Here is a 19,686-nt window from a genome sequence, read left to right on the forward strand (position 1 = left end):
ACAGCTCGTAACGACGTTTTTCTTAAAGCTACGGGTCTGCTTAGTTCATCAGTTGATCGAAGGACAAACTGATGTAGTACATTGATCCCACGCTGGGGTTACCCCAGGACTGCGTATAAAGTTTACCCAGCAAGTTGGTACCGCCGACTTTTAGAATGGATTTAACTCCCGGTATTTTTTTGCTGATCTGCGCATCCAGCGTGCTATAGGCGGGAATAATGGTCTGCTGACGAGCCGTAGCCTCTGCATTAGCAAAGCTAGCTTCCCATAAAAAGGAATCCTGAGCCCGCCAAACGACGTTGAAGCCAAAACCGCTACCAGCAACATTCCGATTGCCAATCGATAGGTTGTACCGATATTTAGGTGTGTTGAACTGCGTCACGAAACCCGCTGGCAGCTTATCCCGGTCAATCAAGTAGTTCGACGCTACGTTAGCACCAACCGTATAGTTACCGGGTAACAGGTAATCCAGACCAATCGCCCAGCCTGCATTTTTCAGCTGAGTGCTTGAGTTGACCGGGTAGAAATAAACGTTACGCGTTGACGCACTGATGAGTTGCAAGGCCGTGGCCGGATTGGTGAGCGAAACGGGCTGCACACCCTGTACGACCGTTTGCGTACCCAACAAGTTCAGAAATCGGTTATAGTAATAATAGGCGTCGATAAATAACTTATTTCCGAGCAGTCCCTTATAGCCGACTTCGTAGGTTTCTACACGTTCGGGATCATAACCCGGATCAGCGGCTGGTCTTAGTAAGGCAAGGGCTTGTGGCAAAGCAGCGGCTCCACCCGTCTGCAAGGCGGCTCCAAAAGCTTGTACTGACTGAAGCGTATACACCGGACTGCCGCTGAAATTATACCGTTGCTTGAACAAAGGCAAACCACCGATCAAGTGAGCCGAAGGTGTGTTCAGATCGATATACTGGTCCTGCGTTGTTGGAATACGGAAACCGCGTTGGAACGACGCCCGAACGTTATGCACCTTCGCTAAGGTCAGTACCGCCGATAGACGGGGGCTTATCTGCGCTTTGAAATTCTGGTTTTTGTCGTAACGCAAGGAACCGGTTAGCTTCAATACATCAGCCAACGTTTTCGACGCCTGCGCGTAAGCACCGTATTCATCAATCGTAAATTCTTTGCCGTTCTCGTCGCGAGCGAACAAGGTACCTTCCGAATTCAAAGCATACCGCCGGACATTACCACCAACGATCAGTTCGACCAGTTTTGGATCGATTACTTTGTTGAAATTGTACATGGCCTCACCGTGGTAAAGATTGGTTTTGTCGAGAAAGCGCGCGCCCACGCCCTGCGCATCCCCCGGAATCGGTTTTCCAGATACGGCATCAAACGCCTGTTGGAAGCCAGCGGTACCCGGCATCAACCGACCCTGATCAGCCGTGCCGCGCGCGACGTTCAACCAGTTCGTTTGTTGACTGGCTGCGTAGCCCTGCGCTGCGGCTACGGCAGCGGCCTGATTCTGCCCACTGCTAAGAGCCTGTAAAAGCGCTCCTGCGTATCCCTGAAACGCGGTTTGCGTATACGTTCCGAAGAACGTCGGAAACCATTTGGCGGCACTACCGCTCCAGTACTCGTTGATTCCCTGACCCAGTATCCCCGTTGCGTACGCGTCGCCCGAACGCTCCTGCGTCGTATACGCTCGTACAAAGAAATTAGACCCTTTCAGTTCGAGTTTATATTGACCAAGTTTGAATCCTTTGATGTAATACCGGTCAGCTCCTGTGTACACCGTCGTACCCGTACCCCAGTTGGCCTGTACAATTGCTTCGACATTTTCGTTTAGCCGGTAGTGCAATGCGCCATTCAGTTTGAGGTTATTGACATTGTAGTCGACAAGCTCGTTTTCCAAATAACCCGTCCGCGAAATGTTCAGGTTGGGAATAATCGCATTGAAAAGCTGCTGTGGGGTCAACCCGGTTAGCTGCGGTAACGTTTGATTACCCGCCTGTGGAATCTGGGTGGTCGCAATCAATCCCAGTACCTGCGATGAGCCGTTGGCGCCCGTTCCAGGTTGTCCGTTGGCGAACAGGTTTGAGTACAGGTTAGCACTCGCATCACCGTAAATGTTGATGCCGTCATAGCCTGGGTTATTCGCCCGATTGCCGGTTTGCAGATTATAATTATTCGAGAAGCTTTGATCACGGTAGTCGGTAGCCTGCCAGTCTTTAGCCGACAGATAAGAAACCCCGACCTTAAACGCCAATCGGTTATTGAACGCCTTCGCGTAGCGGAAAGCCGCATCGTAAAAAGGCGTCGTTGCGGTCGAACGATTGCTGGCATTCATCACACCCCCTTTAACATACGCACTGAGTCCCTGATACTGAAACGGATTTTTAGAGGTCATCAAAAGCAAACCGTTAACGGCGTTTGGACCGTAAAGGGCTGATGCCGCACCGGGCAGTAACTCAACGCTTTCCAGATCCAATTCAGAGACCCCGGCGATATTACCCACCGAGAAGTTCAAGCCTGGTGCCTGATTGTCCATCCCATCGAGCATTTGCACGACACGGGTATTGCCGTTCGCACCAAAGCCGCGCACGTTGACCGATTTGAAGGTCAGACTCTGCGTAGCCATATCGACCCCCTTGATGTTTTGTAGCGCGTCGTAAAATGAAGCCGACGGCGTGGCTTGAAACGATCGAATATCCAGCCGCTCTACTGATACCGGCGATTTAAGTACGCTTTCCTCGACCCGCGATGCCGACACAACTACTTCCTGGCCGATCGTGACCTGCTCTTTCAGACTTACGGTTATGTCCGAGCGGCTGCCGGTGATGACCAATTCCTGCGCCTGAAAACCTACGGCTGAAACAGCGATTGTGAAAGGCGTAGGCGTGTTGGTGGTTAACGAAAAGTTTCCTTTCTGGTCGGTTATTGTGCCGATTACCTTACCCTTAACGGCAATGCTAATACCGGCTAGTGGCTCTTTTGTCTCTGCTGCGGTTACCGTCCCCGCAATGCGCGTTTGGGCCATAGCCGCTGTGGTCAGCAGACACAAAAAGAACACATGAATTAGTGAATACGTAGTGGATTTATGCATAGATAGTCAATAAAAAAAGGTTGTTTATAGACGCTTTCTCTTCTCCTCTAAACATACGGATAACTCTTCTCTCCGTACAAAAAAATCTTGTTATTGAATAAATTTTTTTCAGAAAATAGCCTTGTTACCTATGCGCTAAAACCCGAGAAACATCCCTGTCACTGACAGCTTTAGCTTGTTCGCGTTAAGGTTTCGGAAAACGAACTAGTAAATCTAAATACCAGCTACCTTTAGTAATAAGCGTTCCATTTTTCAACCGAACTTCTTACTCCAATGACGAACGAATCGAACCGACGCGATTTCCTTAAAACGTCCGGGCTATTGACAGGCAGTGCGCTACTGGGCGGTTTGCCATTTGGTGCACAAGCCGAGATGGCTGGCTATGGCTACCATACTTCGGCAAACGACACCATAAAAGTAGCATTGATAGGCTGTGGCGGACGGGGCACCGGGGCCGCTCAGCAAGCCTTAAGCACGAAGCAAAACGTTAAAATTGTGGCACTAGCCGACGCCTTCCGCGACCGGGTGGACGATGCCTATAAAGCGCTGACCGAGCGCGGAGCCAAAGCCGCCGACGGAACGCCTAAAGTAGACATACCAGAGGACCGTAAATTTGTCGGATTCGACGCTTACAAGCAAGCCATCCCGTTAGCCGATGTCGTTATTCTGGCTACGCCACCGGGCTTTCGGCCAAGTCATTTCGAAGAAGCCGTTCGTCAGGGTAAGCACGTGTTTATGGAAAAACCGGTGGCTACCGATGCACCGGGCATCCGGCGAGTACTGGCTGCTGCGGAAGAAGCGAAACGGAAAAAACTGAACGTAGTCGTTGGACTCCAACGGCGTTACCAGCCTAGCTACCGCGAGATGATCAAGCGGATTCACGACGGCGCACTCGGCGACATTGTGGGTGGACAGGTTTACTGGATCAGCGGTGGGGTCTGGCACAAGCCACGTAAGCCCAACCAAACCGAAATGGAGTATCAGATGCGCAACTGGTACTACTTCAACTGGCTGTGCGGTGATCATATCAACGAGCAGCACGTCCACAACATCGACGTAGCCAACTGGGTCAAAAACAGTTATCCCGTGTCTTGTCAGGGAACGGGCGGACGTCAGGTTCGGACAAGCAAAGAAGATGGCGAAATCTTTGACCATCATATTGTTGACTTTGTTTACGCCGATGGTACAACCATCAATAGCCAATGCCGACACTACGAAGGCACCTTCAGCCGGGTAGACGAAATGTTCCTGGGCACCAAAGGTAAAGTTGAAGGGATGGAGAAAAGAACCAGCGCCTTGATGGGTTATAACGGTCAGCCTATCCATACGTATGACGCCAAAGCGGATGGCAATCCGTACCAGATTGAACATGACGAGCTGTTTGCTGCCATTGCCAAAGGCGACTACAAATTTGCCGATGCCGAACGGGTGGCGAAAAGTACTATGACAGCCATTATGGGCCGAATGGCGACTTACTCCGGTAAAGTGGTGAAGTGGGACGAAGCGTTAAATTCCCAGATTGATCTCTTCCCGACTACCCTCGCCTGGGACGCTATGCCTAAGAGCCTGCCAGACAAAGACGGTTTCTACCCAATAGCTGTACCTGGTAAAACGATAGCCGTTTAACTAACTCCATTGTTAATCAATCGCTGGTCTGACTTGCCGGACTAGCGATTGCCCAACCGTAAACAGCCAGACTGTCTAAAAGCGGCCTGGCTGTTCTTCCAAGATTTCACTCCGTTCGGTCAGGTAACTATGATTACGGTAAAAAAGCGTATCGTCACGATTCTCATGGTCGTTATTTGGGGAATCACGGTCATCCTGCTGTTTAACACAACGCATTCGAAAGGCTTCTTTTCCATTCTATTCAGCGGCATATTTATCAATGTCTTGCTGGCTGTCTATTACAGTTGCCTTGGACAACGCATCGTTAGTTTACGCGACTGGTTAAGTCGATAAGCCATTGGCCTTTCAACGCTGATTATCAACGGCCATAACCAATACCAGGCCAGCCATTTCACGCGCTGACCAGGGTAAAGGCTGCTAGCAGAGGGCCAATTGTGCCAAAATAATGGTTATAGCTGTAGGATAACCGACTTAACAGCTATGTTCAACTCCTTCTTTCTGGCACTGGCCTTAAAACAGCTTCGGTATGCTTCCACCGGTTCAACAGCAGTCAACGCCCGCTCATGCCGTAAGTCCCAAATACATGTCTACGCCAACCGGCTATGTAATGGTCCTACGACAAGGCGACAACGTTCTTTACGAACTGGAGCAGTTAGCGGTGAACGAAAAGATTCCCAGCGCCAGCTTCAGCGGCTTTGGCTTTGTTCACCCAACCTTCGGATTTTGGAACGCCGAGAAGAAAGACTACGATCCCAAATCCATGCGAGACACAGAAATGGCCAGCATGACCGGTAGCATTGCCTGGAAGGACGACAAGCCCGCCTTGCATGTACATGGCGTCGTTACGGATAAAAACTTCAACGCTTTTGGTGGTCATATCCTGGCGCTTGAAGTTGGCACCGGGTCGGTAGAAATTACAATCACCGTCCACAAAAAACGGCTGGAACGTGAGGTCGATCAGACGACCGGCGCGGCTGTACTGCGCTTGTAGAAAGTAAGTCCTATCGTTTGTGCTAGGGAAGAATTCTCTTGAAACCAGCCGATTTCCATGCGTGCAGTTTGCCGGTTTTGTTTTCGAGAAAGAGTAGTTCGGCTCCCGGAAAGCGCTTGAGTAACCGCCGACTTTTCCGTAAGCCAGCCACGCTGAATACTTTCGTCAGTGCATCGGCATGATAGCCATCCGGAGCGAGTACGGTAGCTTGCACGAAGTGGTGCAGCCCTAACCCGGAGCGTGGGTTCATGATGTGCGAGTAACGTCGGCCTTTGTGTTCCAGAAAGCGGTATGTATCACCCGATGTCGTTATAGCCGCATTTTTCAGTAAAACAGTAGCCGTATCTGAACTGCCTGCTTTGCCAGAACCGAGGCTTACCCGCCATCCCGCCGGATGGTCGGGCGGTGCATCGCTTACAAGGATGTCTCCTCCAATGTCGAGTAGAGCCGAGCGGATTCCGAATTGATGCAGTACCGTGAGCGCTTCGTCAATGGCAAATCCCTGCCCAATGCCGCCAACATCCAGCCGCATCCCCGACCGCCGAAGTTTTACGGTTTGATTGGTCCGATCCAGTTTCATCAGCCGATACCCAACGGCCCGTCTGGCCTTGCGTCGCTGGCTAGCCGTAGGAAATTCCTTGCGCCGGACGGCTCTCCGCCATAACAACGACAACGGCCCAACCGTCGGATCGTAACGTCCGTGCGAAAGCTGGGCTATGGATTGCGCTTTCTGCAAGACATGAAATAAATCGGCGGACACCGTTATCCACTTACCCGAACCGCTGGTTGCCGACAACCGGTTTATTTCTGAACCGTCCAGATAATCGCTCATGATCGCATTCAACGTATCCATTCGGACCGAAACAGCCCGATTGGCCTGATAAGCAACTGCGCTATCCGGTGCGTAAAATATGACGTTGAATTCCGTGCCCATCAGGCCCCGAGTAAACGAGAACCGCTGTAGCCGGGTCTGAGCATTTCCTGACAGAGGTAGCAACAACCACACGACCAGCGAAAACAGCCTCCAATGTGTCTTTGTATTAAACAGAAAAGAGCGCTTATGCTGTACTTTTACGAACTGAACAAAGCTGTTTATCTGAAATTGAGTTTTAGGTAAACAGCTTATCCCTTGTCTTATGGTCACGATCAAAAACAAATTCGTTTTACTGGCCGCTGGTTTCTGGCTAACCGGTATAGTGCTGCTATTGGCTGGTGCCTGGGCCAGACGTACGCATTCCGATACCGCCGACACCTTGCTCAGTTTGGGCATCATCGGGCAGGCTATTGGCTTCGGCTTCCTGGGTTTCGTTATTATGCAGGCCGTTCTAAACAAAAGTAAGCGATAAACGGGCTACAGCCGTACCGCTTTGTCACGCAGATACATGTCGGCCAGCACCAGCGCAGCCATTGCTTCTACGATGGGCACAGCGCGGGGTACTACGCATGGGTCGTGCCGCCCTTTTCCGGAAACCGTTACCGACTGACCATGCACGTCCACGCTTTCCTGGTCCTGCATGATGGTAGCTACGGGTTTAAACGCCGTCCGGAAATAAATAGCCTCTCCGTTGCTGATTCCTCCCTGAATACCACCCGACAGATTTGTTTTTGTCCGAACACGTCCCTGCTCATCGGTGTAAAATTCGTCGTTGTGCTGGGAGCCGTACAGTTCAACTCCGGCAAAGCCGCTTCCGTATTCAAACCCTTTGACGGCATTGATACTAAGCATCGCTTTGCCTAGTTCGGCGTGCAGTTTATCGAAAACGGGTTCGCCCCAGCCAGCCGGAACCCCCGTAACGACGCAGTCAACCACGCCACCAATTGAATCGCCCTGCTTACGCGTCTCGTCGATGTATTGAAACATGCGTTCTGCCGTTTCAGGATCGGGGCAACGAACCGGGTTTTCTTCCGCCAACGCCAGCGTTAATTCCGAGTAGGGCTTATCGAGTTTGAGCGCACCAACCTGCGACACATAAGCTTGAACCTGAACACCCAGTTCCTTTAGTAGCAGTTTTGCGATGGCACCAGCAGCCACCCGCGCGGCTGTTTCGCGCGCTGAAGACCGACCACCGCCCCGGTAATCGCGGGAACCGTACTTCGTCTGATAGGTATAATCGGCGTGAGAAGGCCGGAACTGCTCGGCGATGTGTCCATAGTCTTTACTCCGCTGATCGGTATTGCGAATAAGCAGTGCGATTGGTGTCCCCTGCGTTTTTCCCTCAAACACACCCGACAGCACGTCAAACTCATCGGCTTCCCGCCGTTGGGTAGTGATTCTGGACTGTCCCGGTTTACGACGGTCTAATTCGTGTTGAATAAAATCCGTATCAAAAGACAGCCCGGCTGGACAGCCATCGATAACAACGCCAATGCCGGGACCGTGTGATTCGCCGAAGGTAGAAATTTTGAATAGTGTTCCGTACGTACTGCTCATGCTTGCTTATGGAGACTAGTCGTGGGCGTTTAAACAGATCGTCAACGACCAGTTATTGATCCATTCGTTTATTTCTTAAAGAATACAAAGATGACTCCTAATAACATTATTACAATCAACACATTGGCAATTGACCGGATTAAAGCCGGAACACTCATCGATTGCTGGGTACTGTCTATTGCTTCGATCCCGCTGTACAACGAGTTGCCGGTTGTTGCTGGTACAACCTCACCGGTAGTACCCGATAAAGCGGCCTGTACTGTTGCGTTGGCCAATAAGCCGGCTCCTTTTCCGCCGACCTGTAGCTGCGCCCGAGGACGAAGGGTATCGTAACGCGCGGTATGCGGATTGAAGTATATCCACTGAAAACGGTTAACCAGCGGAATAGAACCGTCCTGATGAGGAACGATGAAGTACGTAAATAACTTGCGGCCCGTCACCTGCGTACCGTTGTTTTCGATGGTGTGTCGCTCTTTGGGCGGAAATATGTCAACGGCGGTGGTATCGTTCAGTGTGGCCGGAGCGGGAAGGGTCGCGATGTTGCCCTCTCCCGTTACCGTAAAGGTGTAGCGAATGCTTTGCCCCACGCGCACCCGTTGCCGTTCGAGGTTTTCTTCCAGCCGAAACGTACCAACCGGGACACGGCCGCGCAACGGATGAGCCGGAAGCGGTCGGACGGCAATGGTGATAGGCTTACTGGTAAACGTGATCGTTTCGGGTTTAGCCGATGGTGGACCGATAATGGGTCGTTCCTTTTCCATCCACAAGGTCACTGCCGGTAATTGCAGGGTACGGTTTGCCAGCGGAAAAAAGACGGATTGATACAAGCGGTACTCCCGGAATTTTTTTCCTCCCACCAATACAGGTACCGGATTCAACTCCGTGATGCCAACGCTTTCCTCCCATGCATTGGCCGGACGGATTTTTTTAGTGATCGTCTGCAACTGCTTGTCGAGTGCTCTGAACTGGAGTCGATACGGGTAATTGTCAGCAATAAAGAACGACAGGGTCAAGGCGACATCCTCACCAGCGTACAAGGTAGCTTTCGACGCTCTCAGCGATAGAAAAGCCGCTCCACTGGATGGGATAGCCAGCGTAACAGCCGTCGATGTAACCGGACCAGACGCCACACCTGAAGGCCGAACCACGACGATGGTCCCTTCGGATTGTACCGTTTCGTCATTGACTTCTATGCTAAAGGGAGGAATGCGAAAACGACCGGGAGCACGAGCCTGATAGTTCTGCGTGATGACCTGATTCGTGATTGTTTTACCCCCAATTTCACTGGGTGTTACGCTGGCCGATGTACCTTTTTTTGTGAACCCCGGAATGTCAGGAAATAGAACAGAAGGACGTGAATCACTGTTAGGAATAATAATGGATATTGTAAAGGGCCGCTCAATCGGAAAATTAGTTTGCCCTAGCTCAATAGTAATGTCATTATCAATCGCTTGCCCAAAAGTAACGGCAGAAATTAAATAAAATAATACAAAATATTTTAGGAATATTTCTATAAACATTGTTATTTTTGAGCAACAATTTATAAAGAACGCCGTTACAGATTTAGGTACTTCATCAGAACGAACTAACTACTATCTTTCAGTATCTGTAAGCTTCTTTAACCAAAAAATGAGATACTATGCTTTCAATGCTAGAGTATATCAAAACGATCCTTCAAAAGGTAAGCTTTGACAGAGGATTATTTGAAAAAGAGTTGGCGAAAGCCATTAAAATGCTCATTCCTAAAGAAGTAAAGCAACTCAGACGCTGGTGTTACGCACAATTCGGTAAAATGTATCGTGTCGTGCTGAACCGCTGCTTTGCGCGGGTGCCACGAGTACGATTTACTTGACGACTGCACGAACGCCACTACAAAAATAATCCCCCGGCTTTACAAAAACCGGGGGATTATTTTATTTATACCAAAAAGCAGCGAAGCGGCCCGTAGCACTATTTACAACGTGACCTGTTCCCGCATATCAGGGATTCGAACCGTACGGAAACCAGCCCCTTCTAATTTTTCTTTCCAGACTACTTGCTTGTCGTATTCTCCATGAACCAGAAATACGGTTTTAACGCGAGCGGGGTCCTGACAACTTAAGAATTGAAGCATTTCGCGGTAATCACCGTGAGCCGAGAACGAGTCCATAATCTCAACTCTGGCAGCTACATGATAGCGTTCTCCAAAGATGGTTACTTCTTTGTCACCCCGCTTGAGCGCACCGCCCAGACTGTTCGGTGACGCGTACCCAACCAGCAAAATAGTCGTATTCGGCTTCTCGACGTTGTTTTTGATGTGATGCTTGATACGACCAGCTTCCGCCATGCCCGATGGTGCGATAATAATACACGGCTCCTGGCTGTTGTTGATCGCTTTTGATTCCTCTACATCGGACACGTAACGCAAGTTAGGGAAGCAGAACGCATCGCCGTCTTTTTTGATATACGCCAGAATTTCGGGGTTGAAGTCTTCTTCGTGATCCCGCATAATATCGGTGGCTTTTACGGACATCGGGCTGTCTATGTATACCGGTATTTTTGGCAAATGACCTTCGCTCGACAGTTGATCCAGCGCGTAGATCAATTCCTGCGTCCGGTCAACGGCGAAGGCAGGAATAAGAAGTTTGCCCCGCTCCTGAACGCAGGTTTGCTGCACAATGCGTAACAGATGCGCTTTCATGTCGGGTTCGGCTTCGTGGAGTCGGTCGCCGTATGTTGATTCGCAGATAATGTAATCAGCCTGCGGAAACTTGTCGGGGAATCGTAAAATCTTGTCGTCGGGTCGACCAATGTCACCACTGAAAAACAACCGTTTTTCGGCACCCTTCTCCCGAATCGTCAGGCTAATCGACGCGCTACCCAGCAGATGTGCGGCATCGGTCAACAATCCGGTTACTTCATTGCCTATTGCAAACGGCTTGTTGTACTCCACCGGTTGCATCTGCCCGAGGGCTTTCTGAACGTCGTCTTCATCATAAAGCGCTTCCAGATCGGGCTGACCTCGGTGCTGCCGTCGTCTGTTCACCCGCTCGAGATCGCGCTCCTGAATACGGGCACTGTCCATAAGCATTACTTCGCAGAGATCAATAGTAGCCGATGTGGTGTAAATAGGGCCGGTGAACCCTTGTCGCACAAGTCGGGGAATCAGTCCGGTATGGTCGATGTGGGCGTGCGATAATACCATGTAATCAACGTTGGCGGGATCGAAGCCAAACTGCTGGTTAAGTTCGTCGGTATTGATGCCTTGAAATAATCCGCAGTCAAGCAAAATCTGGGTGCCGCTAGCTGTAGTGATCAGGTGTTTACTACCCGTTACGGTGCGGGCTGCTCCGAAAAACTGAATTGTCATTGTTTTAACGTACGGTTGTCGTTGGTTATAGGATTTGATAGACTTTTGCGTTTAGTAACTACGTATAGTCAGCAGTAAGACACCACCAGACACCGTAATGAGTACAGTACTATGGGAAAGCAGTCAACGCATTGCCAGACGAGTCTGGAAGCCGCTTGCCGTTAAGCTAGTTCTTACTGCGACATTGCTCTTTCTGATGCTGGATCTGCTGTTTCCCGTAAAAACGGCTGTTTCCTACTCGACACTGATCACAGCACGCGACGGAACCATTCTTCACGCGTTTCTTAGCCGCGACGACAAATGGCGGATGTACGCCGAACTTCCCGAGATTACTCCTACTCTCCGCGACGCTATTTTGTTCAAGGAAGACAAATACTTCCGCTATCATATTGGTTTTAATCCTGTAGCAATGGTGCGGGCCGCCGGTCGAAACCTGCTATCAGGCCGCCGAACGTCAGGAGCGTCAACGATTACGATGCAAACGGTCCGGCTCCTTCACCCCCGCCAACGCACGTACGGCAGCAAGCTCATCGAACTGTTTCAGGCGATTCAACTGGAACTTCATTACTCGAAAGATGAGATCCTGCAATTGTATTTGAACCTGGTTCCGTACGGCAGCAACATTGAAGGTTTAAAATCGGCGTCGTTGCTGTACTTTGGCAAACCACCGAAGCTATTGAGCCTGGCCGAGCTGACCACGCTGACCATTATACCGAACCGCCCGTCGAGCCTAAGGCTGGAGGTGAACAATGCACTGATCATTGAGGAAAGAAACCGTTGGCTAGCCCGCTTCCGAGCTAGTAAACTCTTCGATGAAACAGCCATTGCAGATGCCCTGGACGAACCCCTTACCGCTTATCGACGCGCGGCCCCGCAGTTAGCACCCCACCTTTCCGGACGACTGCGAAGCGAAAATCCCAGTGTACCGATCATTCAGGCATCGATCAGTCCGGCGATGCAGGCCACTACTGAGCAGTTGGTGAGAAACTATGTAAATCGAACGCGCGCTTACAATATCCACAACGCAGCGGTATTGATTGTGGATAACCGAACGCAGGAGGTAGTTGCTTATGTAGGTTCCTCCGACTTTGGCAATGCTTTTGACGGCGGACAAGTGGATGGTGTGCGAGCGGTGCGTTCACCGGGAAGCGCTTTGAAACCACTCCTCTACGGATTGGCATTCGACGCGGGCCTTACCACTCCCAAAACAAAATTAAACGATGTTCCCACAAATTTTGGTGGCTACGAACCAGACAATTACGACCGCAAATTCAACGGTCCGGTAACGGCAGAATTTGCCCTGGCTAACTCGCTCAACATTCCGGCGGTTGCTTTACTGAACGAACTTGGTACGCCAACGCTGGTGTCAAGCTTACGCAAGGCAGGCTTCACAACCATCCGTAAACAAGCCAAAGATTTAGGGCTTTCCACCATTCTGGGCGGCTGCGGGGTCACGTTGGAAGAAATGACGCGACTCTACGCCGGATTTGCCAATGGCGGAGTCATGGGCGAACTGCGATTTACGGGTAATGATTCGCCAACTCGGCGGAACACAAAACTTCTTTCGCAGGAAGCGTCCTATCTTATCACCAATACGCTCACCCAAATCACCCGCCCGGATTTACCGAACAATTTTGACAACAGTTATCACTTGCCGCGCATTGCCTGGAAAACAGGAACCTCGTACGGTCGGCGCGATGCGTGGAGTATTGGCTATAATCAGCGGTACACGATTGGCGTATGGGTCGGTAATTTTTCGGGTGTGGGTGCCGCCGAACTCAGCGGGGCCAATACCGCTACACCGTTGCTCTTTCAGTTATTCAACACGTTGGATTATAACTCGCCTAAAGGCTGGTTTTCTAAACCGGGTAATAGTTTATCAACTCGGCTTATTTGCCCCGAAACGGGTGATGTTCCGGGCGAGTTTTGCACTAGTCACGTAACGGATTATTTCATTATGGGCGTGTCGCGTTACCGGCGTTGCCAACACCAAAAAGCGGTTTTTACCAACGCGGCAGGTACCTTGTCGTACTGCGCCCATTGTAAACCCGACAGCGGTGCCATCCGCCGATCTTACCCGAACTTATCGCCGGACGTGATCGCTTTCTACCAAAGCAAGCACATTCCCTTTGAGAAAGTGCCCCCGCATAACCCAAACTGCGAACGTGTTTTTGGCTCGACAGCTCTAAAGAGTGCGGGACCTCAGATAATCAGCCTGAACGATGGCAGCGAGTATTTCATCAATCCAAAGCAACCAGCTGATCTGGAATTAAGCTGCCAGGCACCCAACGACGTACAGACGGTATTCTGGTATCTGAATGACAAGTTGTACCGAAAGTCGTCGCCCACCGAAGCCGTCTTTTTCAGACCACGCCCCGGCTCGTTAAAAATTTCCTGCGCGGACGATAAAGGGCGCTATAGCGACTTACGCGTAATCATCAGAAATGAGTAGCATACCAGACAATTACTACGAGTATCCTACGGACTTTCGTTCGTTGACAACCGCTCAATAAGTCATTCATTCTAAATTGATCGGCTCCACAATTTTGAGTAGAATTTTTCGTCTACATTCGATCTCTCACCGCTATAGTCACGAAAATGCGTTCCCGGATTCTACGTTTTAGCCGATTACTTTTCCCCGTATTTATTCTCGTTTTTTTTCTCATCAACTGCTCCCGGTTACCGTTCAATGAAGTTACGGTTGTAGGTCGCAACTTTGACGACGAGGTACAGCAAACGCAGAACCTTACCTTTTCCTTTAACAAAAACATCGGGCCAACGAATCAACTCGACCAATGGGATTCGACGCAATACGTTCGCTTTATACCCGCCGTTCGGGGCAAGTTTAAATGGACAAGTCCGAATGAGCTGGTTTTTTCACCCGCTGCCGCCTTCGATCCTGCAACGGATTACCGCGCCGAATTAACCGACGATCTGCTGAAACGGTCGGACAAAAAAGACCTGGCCATTTCGGGCGATGAGATCACGTTCCACACGCCGTATCTGCACTTGACCAGTACCGAAAGCTGGTGGGCAAAATCGCGGGAGACGGGCCAGCCGGTAGCGAAAACCCGACTCAACTTCAACTACGCTGTTAGTGCCGCTGAGGTAGCGGGGAAGTTAACCGTCCTGGCCGACGAGAAAAAACTAGCCGCGCAGGTTTCGCCCAGTGAAACGCAGAGCAATGTCGCTGTAACACTAGCCGATGCCCCGGCCCTGAAGAACGAGCAGCCGCTGACGGTAAAACTGGATAAAGGCGTTAAAGTACCAAACACGGCTTACACCAGTAAGGAAGTTATCAAGACTACGGGCACGCTTCCCTCCCGCTACCGGATCGATATTGCCGATGTGCAGACCAGCTTTGAAAATACGCAGGGCGTCGTCCGTGTCATCACCACCCAGGAGCTTCAACCCGGTGAGCTTAGCCAGTATTACACCATCCAGCCGCAAGTCGAAACATCCGCAGAACTGACCGAAAACGGGTTTGTCATTCGGGGCAATTTCAGCGAAACTGACACCTATGTTTTGACGCTTACCGATCAGATACGGGGAACGCTGGGCACCAAACTCGAAGAACCCGTCACGCGGGATTTGTTTTTCGGGAAAATGCCCGCCAGTATTCAGTTCGCCAACCGAAAAGCCCTGTATCTATCATCGAACGGTGCGCGTAATGTCGGCCTGCAAATTGTGAACGTGCCCAAGGTACAGGTCAGGATTGCTAAAGTCTACGAAAACAACATCCTCAATTACCTCCGCTCGAACCGCTACGAGGAATACGCACCAAACGCCAACGGCGAATGGAAACCCTCCGGTCAGTTCAATTACGGCGATGACGAACCCGGCGACCTCAGCGATGTGCTGGTCAACAAAACTATCGAGACGACAGATTTACCAAAGGTGCGGGGTGTATCGGCCTTAAATCTGGCGCTCCCGGACGCGGCCCAGCCGAATGGGAATCCATTTCGGGGCGTGTATTTAGTAACGGTTGGCTCGAAAGACGAAGCTTACATGCGGGCAAGCCAGCTCGTGTCCGTGTCCGACATTGGACTGGTAGCCCGACAGACAAACGACGAGATACTGGTTTGGGCCAATTCTATTCGTACGGCCGAACCGTTGCAGGGCGTGGACATAACACTCATCAGTAGCAATAACCAATCGGTTTATACGCTTAAAACCGACGGCAGTGGTTTCGCCCGGTTCGATAAAATAACCGAAAAAGCGCCCGGCTTCAAGATTGCCCTGATCACCGCCCGGACAACCGACAGCGACTTCAACTTTATGTTTTTGCCCGATACGCAGGTCGAAACATCACGCTTCGAGGTGGAAGGCAAACGGGATAACCCATCGGGCTTCGACGCTTTTGTGTACGGCGATCGCGACATTTACCGACCCGGCGAGACGATTCATTTCAATACCATCATCCGGTCACAAACCTGGCAAAGCGTTGGCGAGATACCAGTGCTGATCCGTCTGCTGCTGCCCAATGGTCGCGAATTACGCGTTTTTCGGAAAACAACCAACAAGCAAGGTGCCGTCACAACCGATGTTCCACTCGACCCGGCGGCTGTAACGGGTAGTTACACGATTGAAGTTCTCAACGCCAACAATGTGTTACTCACTTCTCAGCCAGTCAGCGTTGAAGAATTCATACCGGACCGCATCAAGGTAGACTTGCTCACCGATCGAACCAGTTACAAATCCGGCCAAACGTTGACGCTTTCTGCAACCGCGCTGAACCTGTTCGGACCACCCGCTTCTGACCGGGCCTACGAGATGGAGTTGCAACTAAAGCGGAAAGTGTTCGCGCCAAAAGGGTTTGAGGACTATTCGTTTACCATTCCAAACGAGACGACGTTCCCGAAAGAGCTTCGCCAGGGACGCACCAACGCCAACGGACAGGCCACCGAACGCTTTCAGTTTCCGGCTTTATACCAGGATATTGGGTTGCTCGAAGGCAAACTGTTCGTGACGGTTTTTGACGAAAATGGCCGTCCGGTCAACCGGCTCCGTCGCTTCGACGTGCTAACCCAGGACACGTTTTTCGGCATCCGGCTCCCGGATCGGTACGTGGCGACCAACGCCCCCGTTGCTGCTGATCTGATTGCGCTCGATCCTGCCGGGACGGTGCACTCGTCGGCTTCGGCGCTCGTTGAAGTGATTCGCTACGATTATCAGACCGTGATCGAAAAGAAAAACGAGCAGATTCGGTACACAACCAAACGGCGCGAAAAGACGGTGTACGCCAACACCCTACTTTTTAGGGCGGGAAAAGCCCAATTTCGCTACGTACCAACGGTTTCGGGCGAATACGAAATACGGGTCCGTCGGGCGGCTGGTTCGGGGAATGCGACGAACTACATGGCGACAACGTTTTACGCGTATGGCTACGGCAGCACCTCGGCTTCTTCGTTTGAGGTTAGTCAGGAAGGGCAAGTGCTGATGACGCTCGATAAACCCATTTACCAAACCGGCGACAAAGCAAAAGTCTTGCTCAAGACGCCCTTCGACGGTAAACTGCTGGTTACCATTGAGCGGAACAAGGTACTTGAGCACCACTGGCTAACGACGAGCAACAAATCAGCGGAGTGGAGCTTTGCTATCGGAGCTGAACACTTACCTAATGTGTACGTAACGGCAACGCTTATTCGGGCCATCGACGGCGCTAATCTACCCTTGACGGTAGCGCATGGTTTTGCTTCACTATCCGTGGAAGACGCCGACACCAAATTGCCCGTAACGATTACGGCGGCCGCGCAGTCTCGTTCGAAAACGAAGCAGACGATCCGAATCAAAACCGCCCGTAATGCGCAGGTGACGGTAGCCGTAGTCGATGAAGGAATTTTGCAGCTTAAAAACTTTAAAACACCCGATCCACACGGCTTTTACTACCAGAAACGCGCGCTTGAAGTAGGCAGCCACGACTTGTACGCCTTGCTTTACCCTGAACTTTCGTTGCGGTCATCGTCAAGCGTGGGGGGCGACGGCTACGATCTCGAACGACGGGTGAATCCGCTCAGCAATGGCCGCGTAAAACTGGTTGCGCTTTGGAGCGGCATTCTGGATGCGGGCCTGAATGGCGAAGCCGAGTTCACAATCGATATTCCGCAGTTTTCCGGCGATTTACGAGTCATGGCCGTCGCTTATAAAGACAACGCGTTTGGGTCAGCAAATAGCAACATCAAGGTAGCCGATCCAATTGTGATCAGTGCAGGCGTACCTCGTTTTCTGACGCCCGGCGACCAGATTGAATTGCCCGTCAATTTGAGTAACACGACCAAACAGCCCGCTGTGGTTACCGCCCGGATTAGCCTAACCGGCCCGCTTAGTGCCGATAGCCTGACTACGCGGAAACTGACGATTCAACCCGGTCGCGAAAGTCGTAGTACGTTCCGAATCTCGGCGAAACAAGCAATTGGTCCCGGCGCGATAACAGTAACCGTTGATGGCCTGGGCGAAACGTTCACCGAAAAAAACGACGTAACAGTTCGGCCAGCGGCTTCTTTGCAAAAAACAACCTTGTCGGGAGCAGTAGCCAGCGGAAAAACCACGACGTTGAAACTAGCAAGTGATTTTCTGCCCGGAACGGCCCAGGCAAGCGTTTCGTTAAGCCGTTCGCCGGTAGTGCAGTACGGGAAAGAGCTATCCTACTTGCTCGGTTATCCGCACGGCTGTATCGAGCAAACCATCTCGAAAGCGTTTCCGCAACTTTACTTCGCCGACCTGACAAAACAGTTTGGCCCAAACACATACTTTGTTCGTAATGGTGATAGTGATCTGAATCCGTCAACCAACGTCAGACAGGCCGTTCAAAAAGTAGAAGGCTTACAAGCAGCAAACGGTGGTTTCTCGATGTGGCCGGGTCAAACAGAGATCGATGAGTGGGCAACGGCCTACGCCGTGCATTTTCTGAGTGAAGCGCAGGAAGCAGGTTACGAAGTACGCGGTTACATCTTGAGTTCGGCTATCGATCACCTGACTACGTTCACGAATAACCCGTCGACCGAAAATGCGGTTACCTTCGACGAGTCTGGCGGCAGAACGGTAAAGAAAGTAGCTAGTCGGACTGCTATCTACGCGTTATATACGCTGGCGGTGGCCGGAAAACCGAACCGCTCGGCCATGAATTACTACAAACAAGACGCCGGTTCGCTAACCCCCGATAGCCGTTACCTGTTGGCGTCAGCTTATTTCCGGATTGGTGACACCCGCAGTTTCACAGCTTTGTTGCCGAAGCAATACACCGACAATACGACCAGTCGGCAAACAGGCGGTAGCTATGCGTCACCATTGCGCAACCTCGCTCTCGTACTTGACGCATTAGTAGACACCGACCGGGGTAATCTGCAAATTCCGACGCTGGCCCGGCAGTTGTCCAGTGCGCTTCGGCAGTCCAGCTACCTTAACACCCAGGAAGCCGCCTTTGCTTTTCTGGCGTTGGGCAAACTAGCTCGTCAAACCGCGACGAGCACCGCAACGGCAACACTAGCGGCTGGCGGTGCATCGCTGGGTACCATGAACAGCGGGTTTCTTACCTTAAAACGTGTACCAACGAACCAGCCGTTACTGCTTACAGCCAAAGGATTGGGTAGCGTTTATTACTTTGCTCAAAGTGAAGGCGTCCCGGCCAATCGCCCCATTGCAGATGAAGACAAGGGGCTTCAGGTGCGCCGGACTTACCTTGACCGGGATGGCAATTCACTAAGCACTATTCGTCAGAATGATCTGGTGGTCGTAAAAATTACACTTGCCAGCGCAAACGGTCTGAACGTGGAAAACGTAGTGATTACCGACCTGCTGCCCGCTGGTCTGGAAGTAGAAAACCCGCGCCTGACTGAGCAACGCGATATGCCCTGGCTCAAAAACTCGGCTAAGCCTGACCATTTCGATTTACGCGATGACCGGATCAATTTCTACACATCGGCGTCCGGAACCAAGCAAACGTTCTATTATCTGGCCAGAGCCGTTACCAAAGGCCGTTTTGCCTTAGGCCCTGTATCAGCTGATGCTATGTATAACGGCGAGTACAGAAGTTACAACGGTGCAGGGGTAGTCGTAGTGCGATGATGTGTCCATAAAGCATACTATGTGTAGTTGTAGGTTGTGGATTGTTCATTTATCTCCACAGTTTTTAGGGAAATAGCTTCCCCACTTGTTCTTGTCTCCTTGCTTTACGGCTCAAAAAACGGCATGGTACGTTTTTTGAGCCGTTTTCTATAGCATTACCAACAAAA

General features: G+C 51.2%; 12 protein-coding genes. 7 read left to right on the top strand and 5 right to left on the bottom strand.

All coding sequences use genetic code 11. The features are described 5' to 3' along the window. Nucleotides 1–40 precede the first annotated feature (40 nt). Entirely contained in the window at nucleotides 41–3,058 is a 3,018-nt protein-coding gene (locus M0L20_RS06855) for a TonB-dependent receptor (RefSeq protein WP_248476240.1), read from the bottom strand. A gap of 273 nt (nucleotides 3,059–3,331) precedes the next feature. On the opposite strand from M0L20_RS06855, the gene M0L20_RS06860 reads away from it, so the two are divergent. The 3 genes from M0L20_RS06860 (at nucleotide 3,332) to M0L20_RS06870 (ending at nucleotide 5,675) form a co-directional block, all read left to right on the top strand. Continuing rightward, entirely contained in the window at nucleotides 3,332–4,684 is a 1,353-nt protein-coding gene (locus M0L20_RS06860; protein WP_248476241.1) for a Gfo/Idh/MocA family oxidoreductase, read from the top strand. A gap of 129 nt (nucleotides 4,685–4,813) precedes the next feature. After that, complete coding sequence (locus M0L20_RS06865) at nucleotides 4,814–5,017, top strand: hypothetical protein (RefSeq protein WP_248476242.1); 204 nt, start codon at nucleotides 4,814–4,816, stop codon at nucleotides 5,015–5,017. Nucleotides 5,018–5,210: 193 nt separating this feature from the next. Beyond that, nucleotides 5,211–5,675, top strand: a complete 465-nt coding sequence (locus M0L20_RS06870; RefSeq protein ID WP_248476243.1) for a PPC domain-containing DNA-binding protein — start codon at nucleotides 5,211–5,213, stop codon at nucleotides 5,673–5,675. Between the two features lie 22 nt (nucleotides 5,676–5,697). Here M0L20_RS06870 and M0L20_RS06875 read toward each other — a convergent pair whose 3' ends face one another. Next, nucleotides 5,698–6,609 (bottom strand): FAD:protein FMN transferase, encoded by a 912-nt coding sequence (locus M0L20_RS06875; RefSeq protein WP_248476244.1) that lies wholly within the window; start codon nucleotides 6,607–6,609, stop codon nucleotides 5,698–5,700. Between the two features lie 202 nt (nucleotides 6,610–6,811). On the opposite strand from M0L20_RS06875, the gene M0L20_RS06880 reads away from it, so the two are divergent. After that, nucleotides 6,812–7,021 (top strand): hypothetical protein, encoded by a 210-nt coding sequence (locus tag M0L20_RS06880; protein WP_232560117.1) that lies wholly within the window; start codon nucleotides 6,812–6,814, stop codon nucleotides 7,019–7,021. 5 nt (nucleotides 7,022–7,026) lie between these two features. On the opposite strand, the gene aroC is transcribed toward M0L20_RS06880, so the two are convergent. Then, on the bottom strand, nucleotides 7,027–8,106 hold the full coding sequence (gene aroC / locus M0L20_RS06885; protein ID WP_248476245.1) for a chorismate synthase: 1,080 nt from the start codon (nucleotides 8,104–8,106) through the stop codon (nucleotides 7,027–7,029). Between the two features lie 68 nt (nucleotides 8,107–8,174). Beyond that, nucleotides 8,175–9,626, bottom strand: a complete 1,452-nt coding sequence (locus M0L20_RS06890) for a BatD family protein (RefSeq protein ID WP_248476246.1) — start codon at nucleotides 9,624–9,626, stop codon at nucleotides 8,175–8,177. A 119-nt stretch (nucleotides 9,627–9,745) separates the two neighbouring features. Here M0L20_RS06890 and M0L20_RS06895 point away from each other — a divergent pair, with 119 nt between their 5' ends. Then, a complete protein-coding gene (locus tag M0L20_RS06895; RefSeq protein ID WP_232560120.1) occupies nucleotides 9,746–9,958 on the top strand; it encodes a hypothetical protein in 213 nt (70 codons plus the stop codon). A 102-nt stretch (nucleotides 9,959–10,060) separates the two neighbouring features. On the opposite strand, the gene M0L20_RS06900 is transcribed toward M0L20_RS06895, so the two are convergent. Next, nucleotides 10,061–11,455: an MBL fold metallo-hydrolase RNA specificity domain-containing protein gene (locus M0L20_RS06900; protein WP_248476247.1), complete on the bottom strand. Its 1,395-nt coding sequence runs from the start codon at nucleotides 11,453–11,455 to the stop codon at nucleotides 10,061–10,063. 97 nt (nucleotides 11,456–11,552) lie between these two features. Between M0L20_RS06900 and pbpC the strand changes: the two genes are divergently transcribed. After that, on the top strand, nucleotides 11,553–13,907 hold the full coding sequence (gene pbpC / locus M0L20_RS06905; protein WP_248476248.1) for a penicillin-binding protein 1C: 2,355 nt from the start codon (nucleotides 11,553–11,555) through the stop codon (nucleotides 13,905–13,907). A 146-nt stretch (nucleotides 13,908–14,053) separates the two neighbouring features. Then, the gene (locus M0L20_RS06910) at nucleotides 14,054–19,519 is read left to right on the top strand and encodes an alpha-2-macroglobulin family protein (protein WP_248476249.1); all 5,466 of its coding nucleotides are present in this window, start codon (nucleotides 14,054–14,056) and stop codon (nucleotides 19,517–19,519) included. Nucleotides 19,520–19,686 lie beyond the last annotated feature (167 nt).

Source organism: Spirosoma liriopis (assembly GCF_023196085.1).
Taxonomy (GTDB): Bacteria; Bacteroidota; Bacteroidia; order Cytophagales; family Spirosomataceae; genus Spirosoma; species Spirosoma oryzicola.

Coding starts and splice junctions, on each gene's coding strand:
- M0L20_RS06855 (WP_248476240.1), bottom strand. CDS start 3,058: ATGCATAAATCCACTACGTATTCACTAATTCATGTGTTCTTTTTGTGT.
- M0L20_RS06860 (WP_248476241.1), top strand. CDS start 3,332: ATGACGAACGAATCGAACCGACGCGATTTCCTTAAAACGTCCGGGCTA.
- M0L20_RS06865 (WP_248476242.1), top strand. CDS start 4,814: ATGATTACGGTAAAAAAGCGTATCGTCACGATTCTCATGGTCGTTATT.
- M0L20_RS06870 (WP_248476243.1), top strand. CDS start 5,211: ATGCTTCCACCGGTTCAACAGCAGTCAACGCCCGCTCATGCCGTAAGT.
- M0L20_RS06875 (WP_248476244.1), bottom strand. CDS start 6,609: ATGGGCACGGAATTCAACGTCATATTTTACGCACCGGATAGCGCAGTT.
- M0L20_RS06880 (WP_232560117.1), top strand. CDS start 6,812: ATGGTCACGATCAAAAACAAATTCGTTTTACTGGCCGCTGGTTTCTGG.
- aroC (WP_248476245.1), bottom strand. CDS start 8,106: ATGAGCAGTACGTACGGAACACTATTCAAAATTTCTACCTTCGGCGAA.
- M0L20_RS06890 (WP_248476246.1), bottom strand. CDS start 9,626: ATGTTTATAGAAATATTCCTAAAATATTTTGTATTATTTTATTTAATT.
- M0L20_RS06895 (WP_232560120.1), top strand. CDS start 9,746: ATGCTTTCAATGCTAGAGTATATCAAAACGATCCTTCAAAAGGTAAGC.
- M0L20_RS06900 (WP_248476247.1), bottom strand. CDS start 11,455: ATGACAATTCAGTTTTTCGGAGCAGCCCGCACCGTAACGGGTAGTAAA.
- pbpC (WP_248476248.1), top strand. CDS start 11,553: ATGAGTACAGTACTATGGGAAAGCAGTCAACGCATTGCCAGACGAGTC.
- M0L20_RS06910 (WP_248476249.1), top strand. CDS start 14,054: ATGCGTTCCCGGATTCTACGTTTTAGCCGATTACTTTTCCCCGTATTT.